This is a genomic window from Paraburkholderia domus (assembly GCF_905220705.1).
Taxonomy (GTDB): Bacteria; Pseudomonadota; Gammaproteobacteria; order Burkholderiales; family Burkholderiaceae; genus Paraburkholderia; species Paraburkholderia domus.
Genome location: NZ_CAJNAT010000035.1, coordinates 40864 through 64270 on the forward strand (window position 1 = coordinate 40864; position 23407 = coordinate 64270).

26 protein-coding genes are annotated in these 23407 nt (G+C 61.2%); 20 read left to right on the forward strand and 6 right to left on the reverse strand.

All coding sequences use genetic code 11. The features are described 5' to 3' along the window. Positions 1-64: 64 nt before the first annotated feature. The gene (locus KHO31_RS33980; RefSeq protein WP_201077470.1) at positions 65-1111 is read right to left on the reverse strand and encodes a S1C family serine protease; all 1047 of its coding nucleotides are present in this window, start codon (positions 1109-1111) and stop codon (positions 65-67) included. A 188-nt stretch (positions 1112-1299) separates the two neighbouring features. On the opposite strand from KHO31_RS33980, the gene KHO31_RS33985 reads away from it, so the two are divergent. From KHO31_RS33985 to KHO31_RS34070, 18 genes are all read left to right on the forward strand, one after another. Next, a complete protein-coding gene (locus tag KHO31_RS33985) occupies positions 1300-1737 on the forward strand; it encodes a VOC family protein (protein ID WP_201077472.1) in 438 nt (145 codons plus the stop codon). 191 nt (positions 1738-1928) lie between these two features. Further along, the gene (ppk2, locus tag KHO31_RS33990) at positions 1929-2855 is read left to right on the forward strand and encodes a polyphosphate kinase 2 (RefSeq protein WP_211625358.1); all 927 of its coding nucleotides are present in this window, start codon (positions 1929-1931) and stop codon (positions 2853-2855) included. A gap of 188 nt (positions 2856-3043) precedes the next feature. Next, a complete protein-coding gene (locus KHO31_RS33995; RefSeq protein ID WP_211625360.1) occupies positions 3044-4243 on the forward strand; it encodes a tyrosine-type recombinase/integrase in 1200 nt (399 codons plus the stop codon). Positions 4244-4388: 145 nt separating this feature from the next. Beyond that, a complete protein-coding gene (locus tag KHO31_RS34000) occupies positions 4389-4736 on the forward strand; it encodes a helix-turn-helix transcriptional regulator (protein ID WP_211625362.1) in 348 nt (115 codons plus the stop codon). Further along, on the forward strand, positions 4733-4954 hold the full coding sequence (locus tag KHO31_RS34005) for a transcriptional coactivator p15/PC4 family protein (RefSeq protein ID WP_211625365.1): 222 nt from the start codon (positions 4733-4735) through the stop codon (positions 4952-4954). The genes KHO31_RS34000 and KHO31_RS34005 overlap by 4 nt, the downstream gene beginning before the upstream one ends. Before the next feature lie 9 nt (positions 4955-4963). Further along, complete coding sequence (locus tag KHO31_RS34010) at positions 4964-5548, forward strand: hypothetical protein (RefSeq protein WP_211625366.1); 585 nt, start codon at positions 4964-4966, stop codon at positions 5546-5548. After that, on the forward strand, positions 5545-6648 hold the full coding sequence (locus KHO31_RS34015) for a tyrosine-type recombinase/integrase (RefSeq protein WP_211625368.1): 1104 nt from the start codon (positions 5545-5547) through the stop codon (positions 6646-6648). Before KHO31_RS34010 ends, KHO31_RS34015 begins: the two co-directional genes overlap by 4 nt. Before the next feature lie 131 nt (positions 6649-6779). Then, positions 6780-7493: a hypothetical protein gene (locus tag KHO31_RS34020; RefSeq protein WP_211625371.1), complete on the forward strand. Its 714-nt coding sequence runs from the start codon at positions 6780-6782 to the stop codon at positions 7491-7493. A 3-nt stretch (positions 7494-7496) separates the two neighbouring features. After that, the gene (locus KHO31_RS34025) at positions 7497-8165 is read left to right on the forward strand and encodes a hypothetical protein (protein ID WP_211625373.1); all 669 of its coding nucleotides are present in this window, start codon (positions 7497-7499) and stop codon (positions 8163-8165) included. Between the two features lie 53 nt (positions 8166-8218). After that, entirely contained in the window at positions 8219-8428 is a 210-nt protein-coding gene (locus KHO31_RS34030; protein WP_211625375.1) for a hypothetical protein, read from the forward strand. A gap of 24 nt (positions 8429-8452) precedes the next feature. Further along, complete coding sequence (locus tag KHO31_RS34035; RefSeq protein WP_211625377.1) at positions 8453-8656, forward strand: hypothetical protein; 204 nt, start codon at positions 8453-8455, stop codon at positions 8654-8656. A 1-nt stretch (position 8657) separates the two neighbouring features. After that, on the forward strand, positions 8658-9146 hold the full coding sequence (locus tag KHO31_RS34040) for a hypothetical protein (protein ID WP_211625379.1): 489 nt from the start codon (positions 8658-8660) through the stop codon (positions 9144-9146). Further along, a complete protein-coding gene (locus KHO31_RS34045; RefSeq protein WP_211625380.1) occupies positions 9146-9568 on the forward strand; it encodes a hypothetical protein in 423 nt (140 codons plus the stop codon). The genes KHO31_RS34040 and KHO31_RS34045 overlap by 1 nt, the downstream gene beginning before the upstream one ends. 3 nt (positions 9569-9571) lie before the next feature. Then, positions 9572-12232 carry a transglycosylase SLT domain-containing protein gene (locus KHO31_RS34050; protein ID WP_211625382.1) on the forward strand — a complete coding sequence of 887 codons (2661 nt, stop codon included), beginning with the start codon at positions 9572-9574 and terminating at the stop codon, positions 12230-12232. Then, the gene (locus KHO31_RS34055; RefSeq protein WP_211625385.1) at positions 12229-12501 is read left to right on the forward strand and encodes a hypothetical protein; all 273 of its coding nucleotides are present in this window, start codon (positions 12229-12231) and stop codon (positions 12499-12501) included. The genes KHO31_RS34050 and KHO31_RS34055 overlap by 4 nt, the downstream gene beginning before the upstream one ends. 2 nt (positions 12502-12503) lie before the next feature. Continuing rightward, complete coding sequence (locus KHO31_RS34060) at positions 12504-12821, forward strand: hypothetical protein (RefSeq protein WP_211625386.1); 318 nt, start codon at positions 12504-12506, stop codon at positions 12819-12821. A 58-nt stretch (positions 12822-12879) separates the two neighbouring features. Continuing rightward, positions 12880-15057: a hypothetical protein gene (locus KHO31_RS34065; RefSeq protein WP_211625389.1), complete on the forward strand. Its 2178-nt coding sequence runs from the start codon at positions 12880-12882 to the stop codon at positions 15055-15057. An 11-nt stretch (positions 15058-15068) separates the two neighbouring features. Next, a complete protein-coding gene (locus tag KHO31_RS34070) occupies positions 15069-15998 on the forward strand; it encodes a hypothetical protein (protein ID WP_211625391.1) in 930 nt (309 codons plus the stop codon). Positions 15999-16031: 33 nt separating this feature from the next. Here the strand turns inward: KHO31_RS34070 and KHO31_RS34075 are convergent, their stop codons facing one another. The 3 genes from KHO31_RS34075 to KHO31_RS34085 form a co-directional block, all read right to left on the reverse strand. Then, the gene (locus KHO31_RS34075; RefSeq protein WP_211625393.1) at positions 16032-16319 is read right to left on the reverse strand and encodes an excisionase; all 288 of its coding nucleotides are present in this window, start codon (positions 16317-16319) and stop codon (positions 16032-16034) included. A gap of 32 nt (positions 16320-16351) precedes the next feature. Beyond that, a complete protein-coding gene (locus KHO31_RS34080) occupies positions 16352-16876 on the reverse strand; it encodes a hypothetical protein (protein ID WP_211625395.1) in 525 nt (174 codons plus the stop codon). Between the two features lie 484 nt (positions 16877-17360). Next, positions 17361-18947: an inorganic phosphate transporter gene (locus KHO31_RS34085; protein WP_201077474.1), complete on the reverse strand. Its 1587-nt coding sequence runs from the start codon at positions 18945-18947 to the stop codon at positions 17361-17363. 422 nt (positions 18948-19369) lie between these two features. Here KHO31_RS34085 and KHO31_RS34090 point away from each other — a divergent pair, with 422 nt between their 5' ends. Beyond that, entirely contained in the window at positions 19370-20239 is an 870-nt protein-coding gene (locus KHO31_RS34090; protein ID WP_201077475.1) for a CHAD domain-containing protein, read from the forward strand. 132 nt (positions 20240-20371) lie between these two features. On the opposite strand, the gene KHO31_RS34095 is transcribed toward KHO31_RS34090, so the two are convergent. Next, positions 20372-21403 (reverse strand): VTT domain-containing protein, encoded by a 1032-nt coding sequence (locus tag KHO31_RS34095; protein ID WP_201077476.1) that lies wholly within the window; start codon positions 21401-21403, stop codon positions 20372-20374. 334 nt (positions 21404-21737) lie between these two features. Here KHO31_RS34095 and KHO31_RS34100 point away from each other — a divergent pair, with 334 nt between their 5' ends. Next, a complete protein-coding gene (locus KHO31_RS34100) occupies positions 21738-22643 on the forward strand; it encodes a DMT family transporter (protein WP_201077477.1) in 906 nt (301 codons plus the stop codon). An 8-nt stretch (positions 22644-22651) separates the two neighbouring features. Here the strand turns inward: KHO31_RS34100 and folE are convergent, their stop codons facing one another. After that, positions 22652-23290 (reverse strand): GTP cyclohydrolase I FolE, encoded by a 639-nt coding sequence (gene folE, locus KHO31_RS34105; protein ID WP_201077479.1) that lies wholly within the window; start codon positions 23288-23290, stop codon positions 22652-22654. Positions 23291-23407: the final 117 nt, after the last annotated feature.

The window sequence follows — 23407 nt, forward strand, 5'->3', positions numbered from 1 at the left end:
CGTGAGGCTCGGAGCGAGAGGCACGGAACGCGAAACTTCTTTGAGCCGCTGTGCAGCCACTCGGTCAACTTGTCTGCTCGACCGGCGTCAAGGTCAATTCGAGCCGTTGTGCGCCACGCAACACGGTCACGCTCACCGGCTTGTCGATACGCGACGCATCAAGCGCACGTTGCAGGCTATCGACGTCTTGCACGGTAAGCGTGTCGATCGCGACGATCGTGTCATCGGTTCGCAGACCGCCTAGCGCGGCCGGACTGCCTTTGACGATTTCCATGACGTGTACGCCGCTCTCCGAGCTCAAACCGAAATAGCGCTGCACGCGGCGCGACAGCGGACGCGTGGTGCCGGCCACGCCGACGTACGCGCGCCGCACGCGGCCGTGCGCGAAGATCTGCATGATGACCCACTTGGCCGTATCGATCGCGGTGGCGAAGCAGATCGCCTGCGCACCGGGAATGATCGCGGTGTTCACGCCGATCACCTGACCGGCCGAATTGATCAGCGGGCCACCCGAATTGCCGGGATTGAGCGCGGCATCCGTCTGGATCACGTCGTAGATCATGCGGCCCGAATTCGAACGCAGCGAGCGGCCGAGTGCCGAGACCACGCCGGTCGTTACGGTCTGGGCGAGGCCGAGCGGATTGCCGACCGCGATCGCGATCTGGCCGACCCGCAGCTTTGACGATTCGCCGAGTTCGACGTGCGGCAATGGCTCCGGCGAGCCGATGCGCAGGACGGCCAGATCGCTGCCGGGGTCGTCGCCGACCAGATCGGCGTCGAATTTCGCGCCGTCGGCGAGCGTCACCTTGATGTGCGTGGCGCCATGCACCACGTGGCTGTTGGTGAGCAAATAGCCGTCGGGTGTGAACAGAAAACCCGAGCCGGTGCCGCCACGTGCGCCGCGGCTATCGCGCCCGGAAGGGCCGCCGGGCAACCGGCCTTCGACGGAAATGAAGGCGACCGCCTGCTGAACGCGTTCCAGCGCGCCGATCACGGTGCGGGAATAGGCGTCGAGCAGGGCGTCGTCGGATAGGGGGCTGAGTGGCTTGGGCCCGGGGGCGTCGGATGCGGCGCGCGACAGGTCATCAATGAAGCGTGGACGGCTTCCCATGGCGATGCTCCGGATAAACGGAAATGCAGATGCGGGGCGGCGGGACGGTTTTCAAGTGCGGGCAGGGCGGGGCGCGCGAGGGCTGGCTGTGAGACACTTTCTCGTGTCAGGCCCCGCCAATGCCCGCAACGCCCGGGCTCACGTCATAGAAGCCCGTTAGGCGCCGCCATCCCAAGGAGACAGCCGCCATGAACTCGCCCGCCACGTCAGCCGCAGCCTCCGCTTCGTCGAGTGCGTCGAGCGCGTCGACAGACCCGGCCGAGCCGGCCGAGCCGCGCATCGAGTCCCTCAGCGCCATCACGCTCGCCACCCACGATATGCCGCGCGCCGTGCTGTTTTACGAAGCGCTTGGTTTTCCGATCAAATTCGGTGGCTCGCAGGAGGCGTTTACATCGTTTGCATTCGGCGGTTCGTATCTGAACCTGATCGTCGATACGCGCGCGCCAGTCAACTGGTGGGGTCGCGTGATCATCTATGTTTCGGATGTCGACGCGCTCTACCGGAAGGCACTGGCGGCGGGTTTGAAGCCGTCGCTTCAGCCGTCCGATGCGCCGTGGGGCGAGCGCTATTTCCACATCACCGATCCTGACGGCCACGAACTCAGCTTTGCCAGGCCGCTGCGTTAGCGCCGGGCGGCCGCGCTAAACTCGCTATCATGGATAGCCATAAGGCGCGCACGCCGCTAGCGAGCGCCAATCGCCCCAAAGTGCGGCTGCCGCGCTGGTAACACGGCTGACACCTCGCGCTTCGATAATCGACGCGTTCGCGACGCGCATGCGCCGCGTGCCTAACCATTCCCGTTGCCAGGAGAGTCGCAATGAAAGAGCTGGATCCGAGACCCGAGGCCGAAGTAATGGCAGAACGGCAGCGCCGTTTCGAGGAAGACCTCATCGATGCATACGACGAGGAACTCGAAATGGAGGTCGACGACCGCATTATCGACGGCGCGAACGGCTTCACGCCCGAGCATCGCGAGGCGCGCAAGGTGTACTTCCGCGAGCTGTTCCGCTTGCAGGGCGAGCTTGTCAAACTGCAGGACTGGATCGTGCAAACGGGCCATCGGCTGGTGGTGATTTTCGAAGGACGCGACGCGGCCGGCAAGGGCGGCGCGATCAAACGCATCACGCAGCGGCTCAATCCGCGCGTGTGCCGCGTGGCAGCGTTGCCGGCGCCGAACAACCGTGAACGCACACAATGGTATTTCCAGCGTTACGTGTCGCATCTGCCGGCCGGCGGCGAAATGGTGCTGTTCGATCGCAGCTGGTACAACCGCGCGGGCGTCGAACGCGTGATGAATTTTTGCAGCGACGACGAGTACGAAGAGTTCTTCCGTTCGGTGCCGGAATTCGAAAAAATGCTGGCGCGAAGCGGCGTGCAGATTCTCAAATACTGGTTTTCGATCACGGACGAAGAACAGGAAATCCGCTTTCAGAACCGCATTCACGACCCGTTGAAGCAGTGGAAGCTGAGTCCGATGGATCTGGAGAGCCGGCGCCGCTGGGAAGCCTATACGCAGGCGAAAGAAGTCATGCTGCAGCGTTCGCACATTCCCGAGGCGCCGTGGTGGGTCGTGCAGGCGGTCGACAAGAAGCGCGCGCGTCTGAACTGCATTCACCATCTGCTAGGCCAGGTGCCGTATCACGAGATCGAGCATTCGCGTGTCGAGTTGCCGGCGCGGGTCTATCACGACGAATACAGCCGCCAGCCGGTGCCGTCGTCGATGATCGTGCCTGAAGTGTATTGAGTACCATATCCAGACCCAGCGAGGCCCAATAACGGGCCCACTGGTGCGGCGTTGCAGGCAATTAAGGCACATCTAGCACCCATAAATTCCAGCGTCATCCAGCTTATAATGACGGTATTTAGAACGGTATACGACTAGGTCGACCGTTCGATCCACTAGATACCGTTGAAGCTGGGGGAAATGAATTGTTGACCGACATCAAGATCCGCGCGCTGAAGCCTACGCCCGGAAAGACCCTGACGAAGCACGGCGACCGCGACGGGCTCTATGTCGCCGTATTGGCGTCAGGCGTCCGTTCGTTCCGCTTTGACTACATTTTTCGGGGCCGTGGGCAGACTCTGACATTCGGCCGTTACCCGGATGTCACCCTCGCGGCGGCTCGCGCAAAGCTTGCGGATGCGCGTAAATTGCTGGCGGACGGTGAAAATCCGGCCGACCACAAGCGCCGTCGGCGCGGGCGGGAGGATGGCGCACAGACGTTCGGGGCGTTGGCTGAGATCTGGCTGAGGGATGCCGGTCTGGCGCCGTCAACCGTCACGCTACGCAAGCGCATCCTTGACGGCGACATCCTGCCGGCGTTCGGAAAGCGTCAGCTGACCGACATCAGCACGCCCCAGGTTATGGACCTGTGCGAAAAGATCCTCGCGCGAGGTGCACCGTCGACGGCCGTACACGCGCGGGAAATCATTTCTCTGGTCTACCGGTGGGCCGCGGCGCGCGGCATCGAAGTTGGTGACCCCGCCGGGAAGATCAAAGGAGCCGCGCTGGCGACTTTCAAGCCGCGTGAGCGAGCGCTTACCCCCGGCGAAATCGGCACGTTCTTTAACGTGCTCGAGGGAGTGGGCAGCCAGCCAGCGCTCAAGTTGGCGTTCAGGCTGGTTCTGCTTACCTTGGTCCGCAAGGGCGAGATGATCGGTGCCACATTCGACGAATTCGATCTCGACGCGGCGACATGGACGATCCCGGCGGGGCGCATGAAGGGAGGCCGAACACACGTCATCTATCTGAGCCGTCAGGTAGTCGAAATCGTCCGAGTCCTAAAAGGCATCGCCGGCCGATCGGCGTACCTGTTACAGGCACGAGGTGCCCCCGATAAGCCGATTTGCACATCGACTCTGAATTCCGTTATCAACGTAGTGATCAGGGCAGCGAAGAAGACCGATGTGAGTTTAGAGCCATTTGCCTTGCACGACATGCGCCGCACTGCAAGCACGCTGCTGCACGACGCAGGCTTTAGCTCGGATGTCATTGAGAAGGCGCTGGCGCACCAGCAGAGGGGCATCCGTGCGGTCTATAACCGGGCGGAGTATGCCGAACAGCGCCGGGACATGCTTCAGAAATGGGCCGACATGGTGGATGAATATTGCGCCGCAACAGCTCCCGCGTGAAGCATTTCAGGTACGTACATAGATTTAATTAGGCATCGCTAATTCGGCCACGGTTTTTGGTTGGGCAGATAAATAACTTGTAGTAGTGTCTGACCTCAGCAAGTCGCCGCCTATCTAAGGTGGCTTGAAAATGAGGAAAGAATAAATGTCAGAATTCCTAAATGAATTGCGCAACGTGAAGCTGATCCGGCGACCCGAGTTGCGTGAAATAACCCAAGTTCCGGATTCGACGTGGGACGTGTGGGAGAAGAACGGCAACGCTCCGAAGGGTTTTCTGCTGGGACCGCGGCTGAAGGTATGGCGGCTTAGCGAGGTTGCCGAGTGGATCGACCAACGGGCCGCCAACCCGGTCAAGGAGGCGTATTCGCCCGGTCGCGCCAAGCAGATCGAACGGCAGAAAGAATCAGATGCTACCCAAAAGCTGGCCGCGCAGATCCTCGCGAAACCGGAGTTGGCAGCCCGGGTTGCGGCCCTGCTCGGGGCTGACAAATGACCACGATCGTCGAGCTGCGCCGCAGCGCCAGCGAGCGTTTGCGCATCACCCTTCGGGAATACCACGGTCGGACCTTCATCGACATGCGCGTGTGGTTCGCGACTGGGTCAGGTGAATACCAAGCGAGCAGCAAGGGGATCACGCTCCGTCCCGAGCAGGTCGCGGAGGTCTGCCAGGGCCTCATGCTGGCCGCGCGTGCGATCGACCCGGTGCGGTAGGGGCGACGCATGACCACCCATAGCTTCGACGTCGGAGACGCCTCCCAGTACGGTGTTGACTGCGCAATCCTCCTGTATAACCTCAGGTTTTGGATTTTCTACAACTGGACCAACAGCAAACATCAGGTCGACGGTCGCACGTGGACGTTCAACTCCGCGAAGGCATACGCGCAGCAATTCCCGTATTTATCGGAAGACAAGATCCAGCGGCTGCTTACCAAGCTCACCGACGCCCAGATCATTCTCCGTCGCGCCGGCTCCATGGACAAATGGGACCGAACAAACTGGTACGCGTTCGTTGATCAGGATGCGCAGCTTGCACCAATGATTGAGGCGGCACAGCATTCCGCAAAACTGCGGAATGCATCCCGCAAGGCTGCGGAATCGACACCGCACAATCGCGGAATCGACGCCGCAAAACTGCGGAATCACTGTACAGATGTAAACACAGATGTAATCGCATATAAAACGGCTTCGCCGAGAATAGATTTGCCTCTCCCAAGGGAAAGCGGCGGTTCTGAAGCCTCGCGCGCGGCGATTGGCGAAGCCATGGCGGTGCTCCGAGGCAAGATCGTGACTGCGGAGGCGGGGTGACCATTTCACGCCTATTCCGTCGTGCTGGCGTCTGGCACTTCCGCGCGACCGTCGCCGGGCGCAGACTGCAGCGCTCGACGAAGCAAAAGGCCAAGGCGGCCGCGGCTAAGGTGGCCGCTGAGATGATCGAGCAGGCCGAGCGCGAGGCCACAGGTCTGCCGCCGTTGCCGACCGTCCGTGAACTCGCCCGTCAGTGGTTGGAGACCTTCGAAAACACACATTCGACGTCACACGTGAGAAACGTGGAAATATGCCAGCGGCTACACCTAGGCGACCTCACACACGTCCGGATCGATGCGGTTGATACCCTGATGGTCGAACGGGCGCGCGATGCCTTCCTGAGGTCCCATTCGGTTAGCACTGCGAACGCATGGACAAAAAATATCCGGCTGTTGTTCGCGTGGGCGGTTCGCACCGGGCAGATTCCATCAATCCCGTGGAAGGTCGTGCGGCTGACCCCTCAGAAACCAGTAAAAACGGTCCTGTATGCCGAGCAGTTCGCCGGCTGGCTCGCCGCGATCGACGCGCAGGGAAACGCACAGCTTTCGACGGTCGTCCGGCTGATGCTCCAACTGGGCCTGCGTGAGGCCGAGGTCTTCAGCGCCCGATTTGAATGGTTTGACTGGCATGCGGACACCTTCACACCCGGAAAGACGAAAGGACGCGAAGCAGTGCCGCTGCCGGTCGTGTCGAGCCTTCGGGCCTACCTCCATGATCGGCGTCGCGTCTCTGGCCTTGTCGTAAGTCGCGACGACGGTCGTCCATTGTCGGCGGGCTGGTTCTCCAAGCAATTCGAGCTCGCAAACAGGCAAGCCGCCACGCCGGGCATCACACCGCATTCGCTTCGACGTTCGTTCGCGACCCGTCTGCATGAGGAAGGCGCGACCGTGGGTCAGATCTCGAAGCTGCTGCGGCACAAGTCGCTGGGGGTCACCGAGGGGTATATCGTCCGGCGTCTGCTCGATCCGATCGAGGTAATGAATCGTGCTGATCAAAATTTGGTGCATTCAATGGAAAATCTGTTGCGCGTGACTTCGCAGTCCTCGCCAGTCAATGCGCCCGTTTTCTCAAGTGGAGTCGGGAATGACTCACAGGACTGAATCTGCGCCGCAATCGTGTCGCAATCGATGCGACCGCGAAATCATGGGGGAAAACGCACTGCGGTGCGAAGCTGCTCGCGCGCGCCCGCGCGGCTTGACGTCAAGCGCCCGTCTGGCTTGGATGGTGGGGATTGAAAGCGCTTCAAATAAGTACTGAAGAATTCGATAAAACCTGTGGTAGTGTTCGAAAAAGTAATTTGGATAACGAAGCATTGGAGGTTGGCGTGGATCTCAAGGGCATTTTCAGGAAGAAGCCGCGTACGCTGGACGATCTTCGCAAGGTGGAGGCGCAGTTGCTGTCCGATATGGAGCGCTCTACCGAGGCGGAGAATGCGGCATACGATCAGGCTCTGGCCAACGCAATGAGCGCGCTGGTTGCTGGCAAGCCGGGCAAGCCCGACGTGTCAGCCCTGACCGACGAATCGGTCGAACGCCAGATGCTGAGCGACATGCTGAAGGCTTGCCGCGCTGAGATTGCCGAGCGCGAAGCCGAGGCCACGCTAGATGATTCGAAGGCCCGATGGGCAGCAGCCGATGACGTGCGCGACGAGCATGTGCGCCGTGTCCAACGACTTCAAGCGGCTATTGGTGAGCTGGCGCAGAGCTACACGGACGTGCTGTTCGGCGCTGAGGCGTTGTTTTCAAGTGTGCCTGTGAAGCCCAACCACCGTCCGCATTCGTTCAGCGAGATGGCAATTCGGGCACTGGTGGCCCGATGCCTCTTTGGGGCTACGAACGGGAAGTTTGGTGAGGCCGCGGTGTCGGCGTTCGTCGCCAGCCAGGATGCGAGTCTAGTCGAGCGCCTGAGGGACGATTTGGTCACGCTGTTTCAGCACAGGGGCTAAGCGATGGAGCCGAACACACAAGCCGTCACGCCCGAGCAGGTAGCTCCGGCACCCCACGGAGAAAGTCTCGACGAGTATCTGGCACGCCAGCCGGTCGCCGATAAAGCTGTTGAGCTAACAGGCGAAGCCGCGATGGCGCAGGCTCTGGTGGCTGCTGGCAAGCTAACGCAGGCGCAGGCCGATGCCATGATCGCGAGCGATCTGGCTGATGCTGGGCAGGCTGTGACGTCGAACGCGCATGCCGCTGCTGACCCGATGTGGAATGAGTTGCCGGCCGCGCTTAGCGCACCGGCCAACGCTGCCGATTACCGGCTGCCGAACAATACGGCGCTGCCGCCGAGCTTCGATGAGATGCAACTGGCGAGCGAGGCGTTTCGCGCGGCCAACATGCCAGTTGGGATCGCCCAGTCGATATTTCAGCGGATCAGCCAGGTTGCGGCGCAGCGTCTGACACCCGATCAGATTGAGTTGATGGCTCGCGAGACGGACGCCAAGTTTCAGGCACAGTACGGCGACCGCGCTCCGGCGATGATGGCGAAAGCGAGCAGACTGCTTGGACATGTCGCGAAGTCGCACCCGGGGATCCTGGATGCGTTGGTTCGCAGCGGAGCCGAGTGGGATTACAGCATCGTCCGCCAGGTGGCCGAGCACGCGGACCGCCTGCTCAAGTAGCATAGCGGACTGCATCTGAGGCGACATCTATCCACGATATTTTGGGATGCGAAATGAATGAATGTGAACTTGAGCTGGCCAATGCAAAACGGGCTGCGAGCGAGGGAAAGGCGAGCGAGCTTGAGCGCGAGCTGGTCGCTGCGCTGGCGCAGTTCGCCGCCAATCCGGGATGCACGTCGATGCAGCTTTCAGACGGCCGCTGGATTCACAGCACAGGCCAGATCAGCCGCTGCCGCGATGCGGCTGCTGATGCCTATCTGTAACCGGCTTGAACCCGAGGTGGCGCTATGGGACTGCGTATCGTCAACCAGTGCTATCTCGATGAACTCGAAGCCGCCGAGCAGCTGGCGGCGAAGCGCGAGCGCGATCGTGATCCAACCGTGCCAGAGATGATAGTGATGTTCCATGCGAACCGCGGTCTTGCATCGATCCAGCACCAGGATGGAACGGTGTATCACCGCGACGGCCGCGTGACACGAAAGGGGAACTGAGATGCAAACGACCGAGGCTCAACCGCGCAAGAATGGCCGCCCGCCTTTGCCACGCGGGCCGGATGGTCAAGTGATACGGCCGACGTCGACGGATGGCGAGAACCCTGCGGTGCAGCGCAAGATTAATCGCAGCCTGACGAAGGTCATCGACGCGACCATCAAAGCTGCGGCGGCCGGAGAGGTCGCGGCGCAACGCTTACTGCTCGAGCGCGGCATCGCGGCCAAGCGCCCGGTTGAGCCCAAGGTGGCGATTCCTGGGTTGAGCGAAGCTCCGACTGCGCAGGACGCCGCCATGGTTGTGCGCCAGGCCGCCGCCCGAGGCTTGATTACATTTGACGACGCGAAGCGCACGTTGGAGTACCTGAAGGCCGAGTTGCAATTCATGGAGCTCTACGGCGTGATCAAGATGTTGAAGGATCTTTACACGGCGAAGGGCGAAAAGATCCCGAAGGACGTGCGCGCCATGATTGTTCAGGCGGAAGGTGAGTGATGGAACTTACGCCGTCTTTTATTGCGAGGCATTTTGTCGCTCTTGAACACGTGGACGAAGGTGTCTTTGCCGCACGCGTTTTCAACTCGCCGGACGACGACGAGGCCAGCACATGTCGTGAGGATTTGGGCGTGGACGCCGCCGCGTGGCTGGTCATTCTGGATCTGCGCGACAAACCCTCCAGCGTGGTGCGCAGAACGCCCACACCGGCTCCGACACCACAGGAAGTCGCCAAGGCATCAGACGACCCGCGACCGCCTGCCGGTGGCTATCTGGATGCATACAAGTACGTGCCCGAACCGCCGCCGAAGTGGGAGAGGCGCAAAATAGATCTGAACGGCCGATACGTTGACGACGACGGCCGTGTGCTGCCCCGGGAAGATGTGATCAAACCGTTTGGCATTAACGTTCAGGATACCTAATTCATGCCGCAGATCCCGATTTATGACCAGCAGGTCGGCGCGACAGGGAACTATGATCCGCAGCAGGCTCAGGGAGGCGTGTTTTCGGACGCTACTGGGCAAGCCGTGGGAAGCCTCGCCCAGGGTGGCAGGCTGTTCAGCGAAGCCCTGCAGATGCAGGGCAAGACCGCGGAGAAGATTCTCGGCGAGCAGAACGAGCAGCGCGCGCGGGTCGCCGCCGGAACGGTAATTGGTCAGGCAACGCAGGACATGACGGGCTACATGCAGAGCCAGCAGGATGCCGCTGCGCCGGGTGCACCGAATTTCACGCCAAACGTCCTGACCAACTTCGACAAGTACGCGCAGGCAACGATCAGCGGAGTGACCGATCCGCTTGCGCGTCAGATGGTTACGGACCATTTCATTAACCTGCGGCAAAATTTCGCCTCTCAGGCGATGCAGTTCGAGCATCAGGCCACGATGTCGAACCGCGCGAACGCCGCGAATGCGAGCGTAACGCAGATGTCAGCGGGTATCTTCAACGGCACGCTGAACTACGATCAGGCGATGGATTCGTACAACGCCACGAAGCCTGCGCTGGGGCCGATCGAAGGGGCAAAGCTCGACGAGGCAGCGCGCACCGCCTTTTCTGGTGCTGCTGCACAACGCCTGATCCAGCAGGACCCTGTTGCGGCGAACAAGCTGCTGCAGACCCGCTTATACGGACAACCACTGATCGCGCCGACGTCTGGTGCCGGCCCAACAGTCGATCAAGGCTTTGAGGGGGCGATGCAAGCGACTGGTGTCTCGGGACAACTCGCCGGCATTGCACGTTCGATGTACCAGCAGGAGTCGTCAAGCGGGACGAACCCGGCTGCGAATACGCCGAACAGCTCGGGCGCGCTGGGGCCGTTGCAGATCACACAGTCGACGTTCGCGACGGCGCAGAAGCAGGGGATCATTGCGTCTAACCTGAGCTGGGCAAACCCCGCCGACAACCTGAACGGATCCCTGCAGTACCTGAAGAGCCTCGGTGCGACCTATCAGAACGATCCGGCAAAGATCGCCGCGGTCTGGTATTCCGGCGCGAAGGCCGTCAACCCGGATGGATCGATCAACAACTTCCACGATCCGCTGCATCCGAACGATCCGGACACGAATGGTTACGTCAGCCAGGTGACCGGTCGTCTGAATGCAAGTGCAAGCGCGGTGAATCTTACGCCGCCATCAGTGGGGGGCGCACCGGCGACACCGCAGGGCGGAGCAACGGGGAATTCGGCGGTCGATAACATGACGCCCGCCGAGCTGCTGTCATGGAGTAACCGGGCAGTCGAAGCAAGCCATCAGGTGCAGTCGCAGGCGCGGGTCGCTGTCGACCAGCAGATGCAGGATCATGAAGCTGCGGCAATGACAGGTAACCCGCCGCAAAATCCGCTGCATCTGACAGACTTCATCGCGGCGCATGGCGCTGAGGGTCCGGCTTTGTATCAGAAGTACATTGGCACCCTGAACCTGGGCGCGAACATCGCGAAAGTGGCCTCGCTTCCCCCTGACCAGCAACAGGCCGTTCTGGCGGCCAGCGCGCCGAAGGTCAGTTCGACCGACGCCGGATACGCCGAAGCGCAGAAAAACTATCTCTCGTTGGCGACTGCGATCGACCAGACCAACAAAATGCGCGAGAACGATCCGATCGGGTTTGCTGGGTATAAGGGACTCGCCAAGACGTCACCGATTAACTGGAACAATCCGCAGCAGGCGGCCACCGAGCTCGCGAACCGTCAGGCCGTCGGGGCGATGATGTCGAGTAAATACGGCACGGCCGGCGCCGTTTTCGAGAATGCGGAAGCGCAGAGTTTGTCGGCCACGATGTCGAGTTCGCCGCCGCAACAACAGGTTGCCATCCTGAACACCATGCGCAAGGGCTTGACCGACAACGATGCGTACGGTGTCGCAGTCGCGCAGATCAGCAAGAATGCGCCGATGGTTGGATTCGCGGGGAACGTGTCCGCGGCGCCTGGGGCGGTGATTGTAAATGGGACGCCAATGAGCGGGCCTTCGATCGGTGAGCAGATCCTCGAAGGCGAGAGCATCTGGAGGGGCACACACGCAGGCGGAGTGGCCGCCGGCACGCAGTCTCCTACGAAGCTGGACGATACGACGTTGCGGCTGGCCTATAACGACCAGATGGGAAACGCGTTCAAGAATCTCAGTGGGCCATATGGCGCCAAAGCGAACGACGAGACCTATCAGGCGGTGCGTGACTACCTGACGGCCGATGCCGTGCACAACGGCATCACGTTTGAAAAGGCCAGCGAAGACCATGGCCGCGTGGCAAATGCCATTGCTGCGGTGACCGGCGGCGGCATTGTGCCAGTGGGTTCCTATGGCAATAAGTCGAATCTCTTGGTGCCGTGGGGCATGGATCAGCAGGCCTTCGCCGACCAGTTCCCGGCGCGCGCGCAGGCGACGCTCGACGCCGCAGGCCTGAAGAAGGATGCAGGCTTTGACGCGTCGCGCTATCAGTACGACAACATCGGCGACGGTAAGTACGCATTCCGCGTGGGTGGCAAGTACGCGCTCGACCCGAAGACTGGCGAGCCCTTGGTGCTCGACTTCCATCAGGCGCTTCCGCCGCCGGTGCCTACGCCGCCGATGGAGCCGGCGATGACGATGGGCGGGACATGATGAGCGATCTCATTCCGACACAGGCCGAGGTGGCTGCTCGCCGCTTCTATGAGTCCACGTTCGTGCATCGGGTGAATGCGACTGTCGCGAGGTCCGACCACTACGGCTATCCAACTGCGACGCGCAAGCAGCGCCTTATCAAAGTGCACCAGGAATCACGCGTCGAGTTACAGGACGAGGCAGCGCGGCAGGCCTTCGACCTTCTGGCCGTGTCGCTGGTGCATGCCGAATTCAGACGCATTGACGCGCAGACCGCGCAGGAGGCTTGACCATGGCACGCCGGATTCAGCTCGCGTTAGGGACTGGCCTGTCTGCCGGACAGGGTCCAGCAATGGATTGGCCGGGCGGTGAGGGGATGCTGGCGGTCTCCGCGGCGAGCTGGTCAAGCGGTACGGTGAGGCTGCAGCAGATGGGTCCGGACGGCAACTGGTACACGCTGCAGAACGAGAAGACCATCACGCCGATCAGCATCACCGCGAACGGCACGGCGAACTTCATGGCCCCCGCTGGCAAGGTATCGTTGCTCGTCGCGGGTGCATCAGGTGTGTCGGGATGGGCGGTGGGAATTCCGTCTAACGTAGCGGGCTAGTCAGGGCGCTGATCGATTCAGTGAACGGCAACGCCGTCGATATATTTAGGATAACGAAATGGCCGTAACAACTTCAGCAAGTCGGATCTCTTATACGGGCGACGGCGCATCGGTGATTTTCCCGTTCCCATACCTGTTTCAGAACAATGCGGATATTGAAGTCTGGGTCAACAACGTCCAGATGACGAGTGGGTTCACGACGACCGGTGCGAGCAACGCGTCCCTGCCCACGGTCGGCGGTCAGGTTGCCTTTGCGACGCCACCCGCGATCGGCGCGACGATCACGTTGCTGCGCAATCCGAGCACGCTGCAGAAGACCGTTATCGCACCGAATGATCCGTTCCCGGCGAAAACCGTTGAAACGATGGTCGACGCAGCGATGCTGGCAAATCAGCGCACGTTGGACATTCTGGCGCTTCAGCCTGATCAGAACCAGTTGCCGGTGTCGCTGTCGCTTCCGTTTCAGGAAAGCAATCTTTCCGGGACGATCCCGGTGGCCGCGCAACGCAAGAATTCCGTGCTGGGTTTTGACCAAAACGGTCTGCCTATCTCGTTGCCGCTCCCCGCCGCCATCGGCGCAGGGGCTCTGACGAGCGAAGGGCCGTTCGTTGCAAACGTTAATTTCACGCCGAACGTAACCACAACGCTGACGCTGTCGCAGTCATACGGCGCTCCCGCGAACGTCGATGTGCATTTCGATACCGAATATCAGGGAACCGATCAGTACGCCATCGTTGGAAACCAGATCATTTTCACATCTGCAATTCCGCAGGGCGTGAACAAGGTGTATATCGTCGGCGGTACGACGATGTCGTTGATGGTGCCGGCGGCGTCGTCGGTAGGCGTCCCGATGTTGGCGGCCGACACGCTCAGCTTCTTCGCACAGATAGGCCAGCTCGCATCGTCTGCGGGCGCGGCTCTGGTCGGTTTCGTCCAATCCGTAACCGGAGCGGTCGTCCGCACAGTACAGGACAAGCTCACGGATGGCGTGAGCATGTTCGACTTCATGACTACCGCGCAGATCGCTGACTGGCGCGCCGGGACGGCTCTCGTTGACCAGTCGGCACCGCTCGCCGCTGCCGCGGCGTGGCTCGGTACCGCCGGCGTTTTCAAGCGGAAGCTGACTTTCCCGGCGGGCGTGTGCGCTGCAGCGGCCTTCCCGAACTTCGCGATCAGCGGCGCAATGATTGTGAACGACGGCGAGGTGCATCTGCGTTACACCGGGACGGGCAACGCTATCACGCTTGACGCTGGGCTCGGCAACAACGTCTGGGGGATGACGTTCGGTCAGGGTAAGGGCTTCATCATCGAAGCGCCTTCGACCGCATTGGATGGGGCGTACATCCGGAACCTTTACCGTTGCAAGGTGGTCGCACGCTGCTGGGGCGCAGGCGTCGCTTCAGCCGGATTCCAGGTGCTCGGCTGCGTGACCTCCGACTTCGATCTCGTCACGACCAATACGGAGCGCACAGGCGGGTGGTATTCGGGTACCCCTCCGCTAACCGGCGTTTCGATCGACCAGAGCGCACCGGGTGCCCAGACGGCGTACTGCACCTTTAAATGTGCCATCGATTCTACGCAGATCGGCATTTACGTCGCGTCGACGCTCGGCAATACATTCCTTGGCGGCTACTCGGAATACAACACCATTTACGGGATGCAGCTCACCACTGCCGCATTGAACAACAAGTTCTACGGCATGGACTTCGAGCAGAACACGTCGATGGACGTGAACTGTGCAGGCAGCTATAACGAGTTCGCCATTGACACAGGATCCGGTGGCGCTACTGGCGGCTTCCGCTTTGTTGCGGGCTCGGTCGGTAACCGCCTGATTGGTGGCGAACATGATCAGGTCGCGATCGATGCCGGGACCGGCAATTACATCGGCGGGATCATCTTCGGCCGCGGGCTTAGCGGTAACCTGCAGATCACGGACAGCGGCACGAAATCGGCGTTCGGCAAGTGCTGGCAGGCTCAGCAGCAGCGCTGGTATTTCGGGCCGTCCTACGTGAATAACATTTCGGTTGGTGCCAGCCCGTTCACCTATACGAACAACACCGGCATGGATCAGAAGGCGTTCGTCAGCGGCGGAACGGTAGGGAATCTTTCGTACTTCCGGGGTGCGACGCTGTGCGGTAGCTTGGCAACTAACTCGTCAGTGATGCTTTCGCCAGGAGATTCCCTGTCGATCACGTATAGTTCGATCCCGACGTTGAACGTCGCTTCAATTTCTTAGGAATACAAAATATGAAACGGCTTATCGTCGCAACAACCTTCGCTTTTCTGAGTCTGGTCGCCACCGCGACCACCCTCAGTCCGATCCAGATGCTGAACCCGGCCGGCTCAACGAGCGGGCAGGTGATTACGTCGACCGGCGCAAGCAGCGCGCCAGGGTGGTCTTCTCTGCCTGCGTCCGTGACCGGACTGGTAGCCGGTACCGGCATCGGCGTGAGCGGCGCAACGGGCAACGTAACGGTGTCGCTGGCAAATACTGCAGCAAACACCGTGCTGGCGAACGCGACCGGCTCGTCTGCTGCTCCTGCCGCGTTCAGCATGCCGAGCTGCAGCACGTCGTCCAGTGCGCTTCAATACACAAGCGGAACTGGATTCACTTGCTATACCAGCTCGGCAACCACAACCGGCACGCTCGCGCAGTTCGCAGCGACGACCTCTGCGCAATTGGCCGGCGTGATCTCGGATGAGACGGGAAGCGGGGCGCTGGTCTACAGTGTCTCGCCAACGATCACCACGCCGAACATCATCGGCGTGTCAAGCGGGACGGCAGCTCCAGCCGGAAGCGTAGCGGAGTACCCGACGCCGGCAGTCGGAACGACCGTCTCTCTGACCAGCGCGACGCCAGCGAATTGCACCAGCATGAGTCTGACGGCCGGCGATTGGGATGTGTTCGGGTCGATTATGTTCAATGGCAACGCGACCACTTCGACGTCGGTCCACATGGCCGGATTCAGCACGACATCCGCGACGTTGCCGGCGGCTCCCTACTTGGGCGAGTTCTATAACGGGTCATCGTCGATCAACGAATCGATTGGCGTGGCCATTCCACCCCTCCAAAAGCTGTTTTCGGCTACAACGACGGTCTATCTCGTAGCGCAGGCGACCTTCACGACTAGCACAGAAACGGCGACTTGCGTCCTTCAGGCGCGCCGGCGACATTAGGGAGAGTTCCGTCCGGCCCAATCGCTGCGGACTTCAAGTGTCCAGTTTGGGCGATCGGGGACTGCACTTCCGTCGCTGCGGCGGTGGCCCGAAATCCGGCCGCATAGGTGATTTCATGGGACGACCGGGAGCCTTCTGGGGCTCCTGGCCTGACAATGCCCACCGTTCAAACTCCTCGATATCAATGAGGATGTGACCGTCTGGAGCCTTGACGATGACGCCGCCTTCGGTCCACGCGCCAGTCTGGCGCTTCCCCTCGACAGCGCGGCGCGTGTAGCCGGTCATATCGCAGAATTTGTTGATCGTGACAAAGCGGACCATTCGGCTCTCCAGATATAACAGCGCCCGGCGATCTAGCGCGGCCGACGTTCAGGCGGCGTCAGTGTCGACAACTTGGCCATGAAGGCCTGAAAGTCCTGATCGGCGTCAGCCTCGATCGATCGCTCTATTGTGTCCATGGCGTGGTGTCTGCCTTGCTCACTGGCCCAATAAATCGCTTCCTTGAGGGCTCGCTGATGGCGCCGGACATCCCAATCGGTGCAGCCTTCGCCGAACCGGCTGATATGCAAAAACCAAAAGTCGCCTTCCATCCAAAGTTTCGCCGGTCCCTTCATGTCTCGAGGGCGGCAGCGGCGCAGCCAAAACTCCAATTCACCCACGTACCAGCGCAAGCTTTCTCTGCCGCTTGGCCATTCAGTCCCTTCGGGGACTATTCCTTCATCTTCCAGTTGAGCACGGGATCCGTAGTATCGGGCCTTTTGATCCCTTACGATCTCTATTTCCAGCTCGCGCTCGTCGCGTTTAGCGCTTTCAGTTGGGATGGCTTCGGACAGGCCAAGGGATGAAAGGTGCGGATATGCGGGATTCGGGTTTTTCATGGTGCGGCCTCCTGTAGGTTGAAGGCCTGCGCCTCATTCTCACATGAGGGTGGCAGGCGCGAACGGGGGTGAGAAACCGGCCTACAGGAAACCGGCCCAGCCGAAGCTGGCCCCGTCCGAGCCCACCATTGAAGGGGCGAGCGGAGACGTACGGACGTAAAAAAAACCGCACAGCGGCGGTCGTCCGCCTGTAGACATTCGGGTTCTCACGCCCGACCGCTGTTGTCTCAGCGGTAAATTAAGCATAGGCGGCCGGCGGGCATGTGTCAATCAGTTTCAACGGTATCCGCCACGGTATCTGACAACATGAGAATCCATCGAAGTGTTTGTGGTAAAGGGTTTGGAGGATCATAAATATGATCGTGCCTGACGTGTATTGAGCGGTTTCGGCTCGGTGGAATGAAAAAAGCGCGGCAGAAACCGCGCTTTTTTTACTTTCGCGGCGGCCGGACTTACGCCCGGCGCCAGCGCGGTTCCTGCCGTTTCAGAACACCATCCGGAACATCCAGTACAGGGCCGCGGACAGCGCGATTGAAACCGGTAGCGTCAGCACCCAGGCAAGGATCAGGCTGCGCACGGTAGACCATTGCAAGCCCGAACCGTTGGCCGCCATCGTGCCGGCTACGCCTGACGCCAGCACATGCGTCGTCGAGACCGGCAAACCATACATGTCGGCCGCGCCGATCGTCAGCATCGCGACCACTTCAGCCGATGCGCCCTGTCCATAGGTCAGATGCTGCTTGCCAATCTTCTCGCCGACCGTGACGACGATGCGCTTCCATCCGACCATCGTGCCGAGGCCCAGGGCGATAGCGACCGCGACCTTGACCCACGTCGGGATGAATTTTGTCGCGTGATCGGTTTGCGCCTTGAAGTTGTCGATCGCTTTGGCGTCCTCCGGCGAGAAGGCTGGCTGTTTGCTCTTCTCCATCAGGCGAATAGCTTCGGACGCGACATACATATTGTTGCGCACGTTATCGACGATGTTTTGCGGCACGGCTGCCATCGACCCCGACGCGCTGACCTGTTGGCCGATCAGATTGGTCAGTTGCTGCAAGGCCGGCAAGGTGGCGGGCGTCAACTGGCGGGTGCGCACATACGCCTCGACATCGCCGCGCGGATTGGTAGACGGCGCCGCGCCCTGGGCGTACTTGGCGAGCGTGGCCGAGGCCTGTTGCGCGACCGCGAGGTAAGTCTGCGTCTCCGCCGGTGTGACTGCCTTGTTCAACGCGTACGCCGTCGGCACCGTACCGATCAGGATCAGCATGATGAGGCCCATGCCTTTCTGCCCGTCGTTCGAACCGTGCGCGAACGAGACGCCTGTACAGGTCAGAATCAGCAGGCTGCGAATCCAGAACGGCGGCGGCTTCTTGCCCTTAGGCTCGGCATACAGCGCGGGAACCCGCACGACGGCCTTCAGGATCAGCAGCAGCAAACCGGAGGCGATAAAGCCGACCACCGGCGAAAATAGCAACGACTTGCCCACGCCAAGCGCCTGATTCCAATCCACGCCGCTCGTGCCGTTTGCGCCGTGCATCAGCTGATTCATCAGCCCTACGCCGATGATCGAGCCAATCAGCGTATGCGAACTCGACGACGGCAGTCCGAAAAACCAGGTGCCCAGATTCCAGATGATCGCGGCGATCAGCAACGCGAAGACCATCGCGAAGCCGGCGCTGCTGCCCACTTGCAGAATCAGTTCGACGGGTAGCAACTGCAGAACGCCGAATGCCACTGCGCCCGTTGAAGTCAGCACGCCGAGAAAATTCCATCCGCCGGACCAGAGCACCGCAACGTTCGGCGCGAGCGAATGCGTGTAGATCACGGTCGCGACCGCGTTGGCCGTGTCATGAAAGCCGTTGACGAATTCGAAGCCGAGCGCGATCACGAGCGCAATGCCGAGCAGCAGGTAGGGCAAAAACGAAGGTTCGCGAACGGCTTGTAAATCGGTTGCCAGATGCATCGCGCAATAAGCAGCGCCGATCGCAATCACGGCGAAAAAAACGATGAGGCCAATATTGCGCCCCTTTCCGCTTGCAGCGTCCGGTTGTGGGTACGAAAGTTCCGGCATGGCGTAAGCCTCATTGTTTGTAGCGGAACTTCCGATCCTGCGTGGCCTGTATGTCGTAATGATGACAATGGCGTGACAGTTATGCGGGACGGGTGTTCGCGGGGAGGCGCGCGGAGATTGCCCGTGCGCCCGATGCCAGGGGGTGTCTGACGGGTCCTGATGATAAGCGGTCCGAAACGAACTATATGTGCTTGACCCGGCCGCGCTGGGCGAATGCGCAGTTGATCAGCCGCACACCGGCGCGTTCAGGTTCGCGAGACTGTGGTAGCCGTTACCTCTTGTGAAGGATTGCGACGCACGCAAAGCGAATTCCCGATGCACCGTCTCATGCATTCTATGCACAGTGGGTACGGATGACCAGCCGATATCCACCCGGACCTTTTTTTGCTACTGTGCCAGGAGGGTTTTGTGAAGGACGTCCGATGAAGCGGGAGAGCCGGAAAATCGACAAACGGGCTGCGGATAGTAAACCGGCCGGCGCCGAGCCCTCGGCGGAGTCGGCTTTCGCGTCCTTTGCTGCACCTCTCGTCGATCACGCGATCGAATGCGCCAATGCGGTGCACGACGACGCTTCGCCCGAACCGTTGCACGCACTACGCGTATCGCTGCGGCGGTTGCGCTCGTTGTGGTGGGCGTTCGAACCCTTGCTGGACAAAGGCGAGAATACGCGCCAGCGGGCGCTGTATAAATACCTGGCGACGGCAGCCGGCAAGACGCGCGATTGGGACATTCTGATCGAACTGATTGCGCAGGACGAGAGCGTTGCGCGCAAGATGACACCCAAACTCGTGGAGGCGCGCGGCGGCGCGTTGGCGACGAGCCGCGAAACGCTTTCGAACGCGGACGTCAAACAACTGCTGCAAGACGCCCTGACCCGCGCGAATAAGGAATTGAACACGGCCCATGAGCGCGTGTCGTTGCAAAAATTCGCCGACCGGCGCGTGGCAACTTCCGAACGTTCGTTGAAAAAGCGCATAAAACGCGCGTCTCACGCGAAGCGCTCCAACTACGCCGCATTTCATGACGTCAGGAAGTCGGGAAAAAAATTGCGCTACCTGCTCGAGTTTTTCGAACCGGTTCTGAGCGGCAGCCACAAACGTATCCTGAAGCGCTTGATACAGATTCAGAAGCGTTTCGGTGCGCTGAACGATATCGTCGCAAGCGAGATGCTGCTGCGGGACAATATGGGTCTGCTGGCCGGATCCAGCGACACCGATGCAGCGCTTCATTGGCTCAGGAACGAGCGCAAACGCCGAATGCGCGCGGCGGCGGGACTGCTGCGAAAAATGTGATGCGGCTTAAGGGCCGGCTGCACGTTTGAGCGAACCGGCCCGAATAAGCACATCGATTGACGGCAACGCTCTTGCATGCGACGACTTTTCGTCGCCAACCCGGGGTGACCATTCGGGGCTAGCCCCTGCGCTCTAGCTGCGCCGAGGGGCGAACCCGCGCAGCGTCACAGCGCCGTGTGCTTCGCCGTAGGGCTCCGGGTTGCGTTTGCGGGTGGTCGATTCGTCCGTCACCGCTGGCGGTTCGACGGGAAACCCGCGCCTTTGCCAGGCGTCGAGGCCGCCCCGCAGCGCGCGAATCCGCGTGTATCCGTTCAGGCGCATGCGTTGCGTGATCTCGACGGCGGTCGCGCTATCCGGGCAAATGCAGTAAATCACCATGTCATGGACGAGCAGGGCGCCGTCGATTTGTTCAGGCGAGTGCGGGTCGAGCGCCAGCGCGCCGGGAATGGGGCGCAGCGCTTCATCAGCCGAAGCTGGGCGGGCATCCAGGACCTTGGGGGGCGTGATGCGGCGCCATCCGCCGGGTGCCGCTCGCGATGCAGCGGAGGCGGTGTCCGCGAAACGGCGTCGTTCGCGGCGCCGCTGCTGCAGGCGGTACACCAGATAGGCCAACGCCGCGGCCAGCAGAATGTCGATCACCGTGCCGCCGCGTGCTTTGACGAAGGCGATCAGCATGTGCAATTGTGTTTCCGCTGCGGCGCCGCCGAGCAGCCAGAAGGTGGCCCACGCGAGCGCGCTGGCGAGATCCCACGCCGCATAAATGCGGGCATCCACGCCCGTCGTGCCCATGAGCGGCGGGGTGATGAGTCCCAGTCCGGGGACGAACTTCGAGATCGATACGAGGGCAACGCCGAAGCGCTCGAATAGCGAGCGCGCCATGTCGACTTTGGAATCGACTGCCGGGGAGACCCGGCCTAAAACTGCGATCAGTTTACGGCCGTAGATACGGCCGGCGGTGAACCACGCGCCGTCGCCGATGACTGCGCCGAACACGGCGGCGAACAGGATCGGCCAGAAAGACAGCGTGCCGGCGGCAATCGCCGAACCCGCGAAGAGGAGCATGGGGACCGCGGGAATTGGCAGGCCGAGGCGTGTCAACAGCACGTTGAGGAATACGACTGTGCTGCCCCAGGTTGAAACCGCCGACGACGGAAACTCTACCAATTGCGGGACTCCTGTTATTGCGATTGCGCCGCGCGGCGGCGGGAGCGGGTTTTTCTGGGCTGCAAAGTGTGTTCCTGAAGCGTTTGCCTACTCATCCGATTGCTTCGTTTGTCCGTGCCTCGCGCGGCATTCCATGTCGATCAGGATACCCGATGGGCCGCCCTGCAGCGCCCACCGGTTCCACCCGGCCGTCAGCCGGATTCGCGTCAGTATTTCGTGAAGTTGTCGGTACACCGCGAGCCGTTGGCCGGCTCTTTCCCTGCAATTTCGTTCAAGACCGCACGCACGTGCCGCGCCTAATCTGCCTGCTAGTTCAAAGGAATAGGACAGCAGCATGAATTCACGGTATGTCGGATATGTGTTTTGCGCACTGGCGATGATCGGGGTCGGCAGCACGGTTGTCGTCAGCAAATCGATCGCAACCGGATTGCCGCCGTTCAGCGCGACCGCATTGCGTTTTGCCATCGCGTTTCCCCTGTTCGTGCTGGTGATGCGCTGGCGCGGCGTGCGCTGGCCACGTCTCGATCGGCACGATACGTGGCTCGTGATCGCCCAGGCGGGGGCGGGCAGCGTCGGTTATACGGTGTTGCTCATTAGCGGCATGAAGCTCGCATCGGCCGCCGATGCAGGCGTGATTGCCGGCACCCTGCCGGCTGTGTCGGCCGTGGTTGCGATGCTCGCGCTGGGCGAGCGCCCCGCGCCCGCGTTGATCGGTGCGATCGTTCTTGCCACCTTGGGCGTGCTGGTGTGTACCGTGCGTATCGACGATTTCACCGCACCGCATGCGGGCAGTTCGCTGGCAGGTAATGCCCTGGTGTTCGCAGCGATCGTCTGCGAGGCACTTTTCATCTTGCTCAATCGCAAGTTGCGCACGCCGGTCGCGCCACTGCCACTGTCGGCGTTGATGTGCGGCGTCGGTTTCGCGGTAGCGATCGTGCCGGCATGCTTCGAAAGCCCCTGGCGTGTGCCGTTCAATGCAGGCGCCTTGGCCGGTGTGCTGTATTACGCGCTCGTGCCGACCGTGGCGGGCTTCGTTCTCTGGTATGCAGGCGCTGCGCGCATCAGCGGCGCCGAAGCCGGACTCATGACCGCGCTCGTGCCGGTGAGCGCGGTGGCGTTGGCCGCGGTCGTGTTGCGGGAGCCGGTGAGTGCGGCGCAGCTTGCGGGTGTCGCATGCGTGCTTGGCGCGGTGTTGCTGGCTACCTTCGGCCAGATGCGTACTGCGCACAGCACGGCTTGAATCGCTATTCAGGTATTCGCGACCGCCACCACACCAGGATTACCCACGATCGACAAAAACTCGCGCCGCGTCGACGGATCGGTGCGGAACGTGCCCAGCATGCGCGAGGTGACCATCGTGACACCGGCCTTGTGCACGCCCCGTGTGGACATGCATTGATGCGCGGCTTCGAGAATCACGCCGACGCCTGCCGGTTGCAGCACTTCGTTCAACGTATCGGCAATCTGCACCGTCATCTTTTCCTGAATCTGCAGACGCTTGGCGAACGCATCGACGAGGCGCGCCAGCTTTGAAATGCCGACCACCCGATGCTCGGGCAGATAGGCAACGTGCGCCCGCCCGATGATCGGCACCATGTGGTGTTCGCAATAGCTCTCGAAGCGGATATCTTTCAGCACGATCATTTCGTCGTAGCCATCCACTTCGGAGAAGGTGCGGGCGAGGATCTCGCGCGGATCGACCTGATAGCCTGCGTAAAACTCCTCGTAGGAGCGCACCACGCGAGATGGCGTATCGAGCAGCCCTTCGCGCTCGGGATCGTCGCCGGCCCAACGCAGCAGCACGCGTACCGCTGCTTCAGCTTCTGCGCGGCTGGGGCGGTCAACTGCGGCCGCGGGTTTGGTTTTCTTTGTTTTGCTGCTGACCATCCGTCGCTCCTCCGGGATCGCGCGTCGACGCTAAATGGAGCGCGCGGGTTCAATGAGTAAGGCCATTGTTCCATGTTTTGCGTCGCATCGTGTCGATGTCCCTTTTGACGGCCGGGA

Bases quoted from the DNA above. Each gene is read 5' to 3' on its own strand.
- KHO31_RS34090 (WP_201077475.1), top strand. From the start codon at position 19,370: ATGAAGCGGGAGAGCCGGAAAATCGACAAACGGGCTGCGGATAGTAAA.
- KHO31_RS34070 (WP_211625391.1), top strand. From the start codon at position 15,069: ATGAAACGGCTTATCGTCGCAACAACCTTCGCTTTTCTGAGTCTGGTC.
- KHO31_RS34005 (WP_211625365.1), top strand. From the start codon at position 4,733: ATGACCACGATCGTCGAGCTGCGCCGCAGCGCCAGCGAGCGTTTGCGC.
- KHO31_RS34080 (WP_211625395.1), bottom strand. From the start codon at position 16,876: ATGAAAAACCCGAATCCCGCATATCCGCACCTTTCATCCCTTGGCCTG.
- KHO31_RS34010 (WP_211625366.1), top strand. From the start codon at position 4,964: ATGACCACCCATAGCTTCGACGTCGGAGACGCCTCCCAGTACGGTGTT.
- KHO31_RS34000 (WP_211625362.1), top strand. From the start codon at position 4,389: ATGTCAGAATTCCTAAATGAATTGCGCAACGTGAAGCTGATCCGGCGA.
- KHO31_RS33980 (WP_201077470.1), bottom strand. From the start codon at position 1,111: ATGGGAAGCCGTCCACGCTTCATTGATGACCTGTCGCGCGCCGCATCC.
- KHO31_RS34025 (WP_211625373.1), top strand. From the start codon at position 7,497: ATGGAGCCGAACACACAAGCCGTCACGCCCGAGCAGGTAGCTCCGGCA.
- KHO31_RS34065 (WP_211625389.1), top strand. From the start codon at position 12,880: ATGGCCGTAACAACTTCAGCAAGTCGGATCTCTTATACGGGCGACGGC.
- ppk2 (WP_211625358.1), top strand. From the start codon at position 1,929: ATGAAAGAGCTGGATCCGAGACCCGAGGCCGAAGTAATGGCAGAACGG.
- KHO31_RS34085 (WP_201077474.1), bottom strand. From the start codon at position 18,947: ATGCCGGAACTTTCGTACCCACAACCGGACGCTGCAAGCGGAAAGGGG.
- KHO31_RS34035 (WP_211625377.1), top strand. From the start codon at position 8,453: ATGGGACTGCGTATCGTCAACCAGTGCTATCTCGATGAACTCGAAGCC.
- KHO31_RS34100 (WP_201077477.1), top strand. From the start codon at position 21,738: ATGAATTCACGGTATGTCGGATATGTGTTTTGCGCACTGGCGATGATC.
- KHO31_RS33985 (WP_201077472.1), top strand. From the start codon at position 1,300: ATGAACTCGCCCGCCACGTCAGCCGCAGCCTCCGCTTCGTCGAGTGCG.
- KHO31_RS34040 (WP_211625379.1), top strand. From the start codon at position 8,658: ATGCAAACGACCGAGGCTCAACCGCGCAAGAATGGCCGCCCGCCTTTG.
- KHO31_RS34055 (WP_211625385.1), top strand. From the start codon at position 12,229: ATGATGAGCGATCTCATTCCGACACAGGCCGAGGTGGCTGCTCGCCGC.
- KHO31_RS34075 (WP_211625393.1), bottom strand. From the start codon at position 16,319: ATGGTCCGCTTTGTCACGATCAACAAATTCTGCGATATGACCGGCTAC.
- KHO31_RS34050 (WP_211625382.1), top strand. From the start codon at position 9,572: ATGCCGCAGATCCCGATTTATGACCAGCAGGTCGGCGCGACAGGGAAC.
- folE (WP_201077479.1), bottom strand. From the start codon at position 23,290: ATGGTCAGCAGCAAAACAAAGAAAACCAAACCCGCGGCCGCAGTTGAC.
- KHO31_RS34045 (WP_211625380.1), top strand. From the start codon at position 9,146: ATGGAACTTACGCCGTCTTTTATTGCGAGGCATTTTGTCGCTCTTGAA.
- KHO31_RS34030 (WP_211625375.1), top strand. From the start codon at position 8,219: ATGAATGAATGTGAACTTGAGCTGGCCAATGCAAAACGGGCTGCGAGC.
- KHO31_RS34060 (WP_211625386.1), top strand. From the start codon at position 12,504: ATGGCACGCCGGATTCAGCTCGCGTTAGGGACTGGCCTGTCTGCCGGA.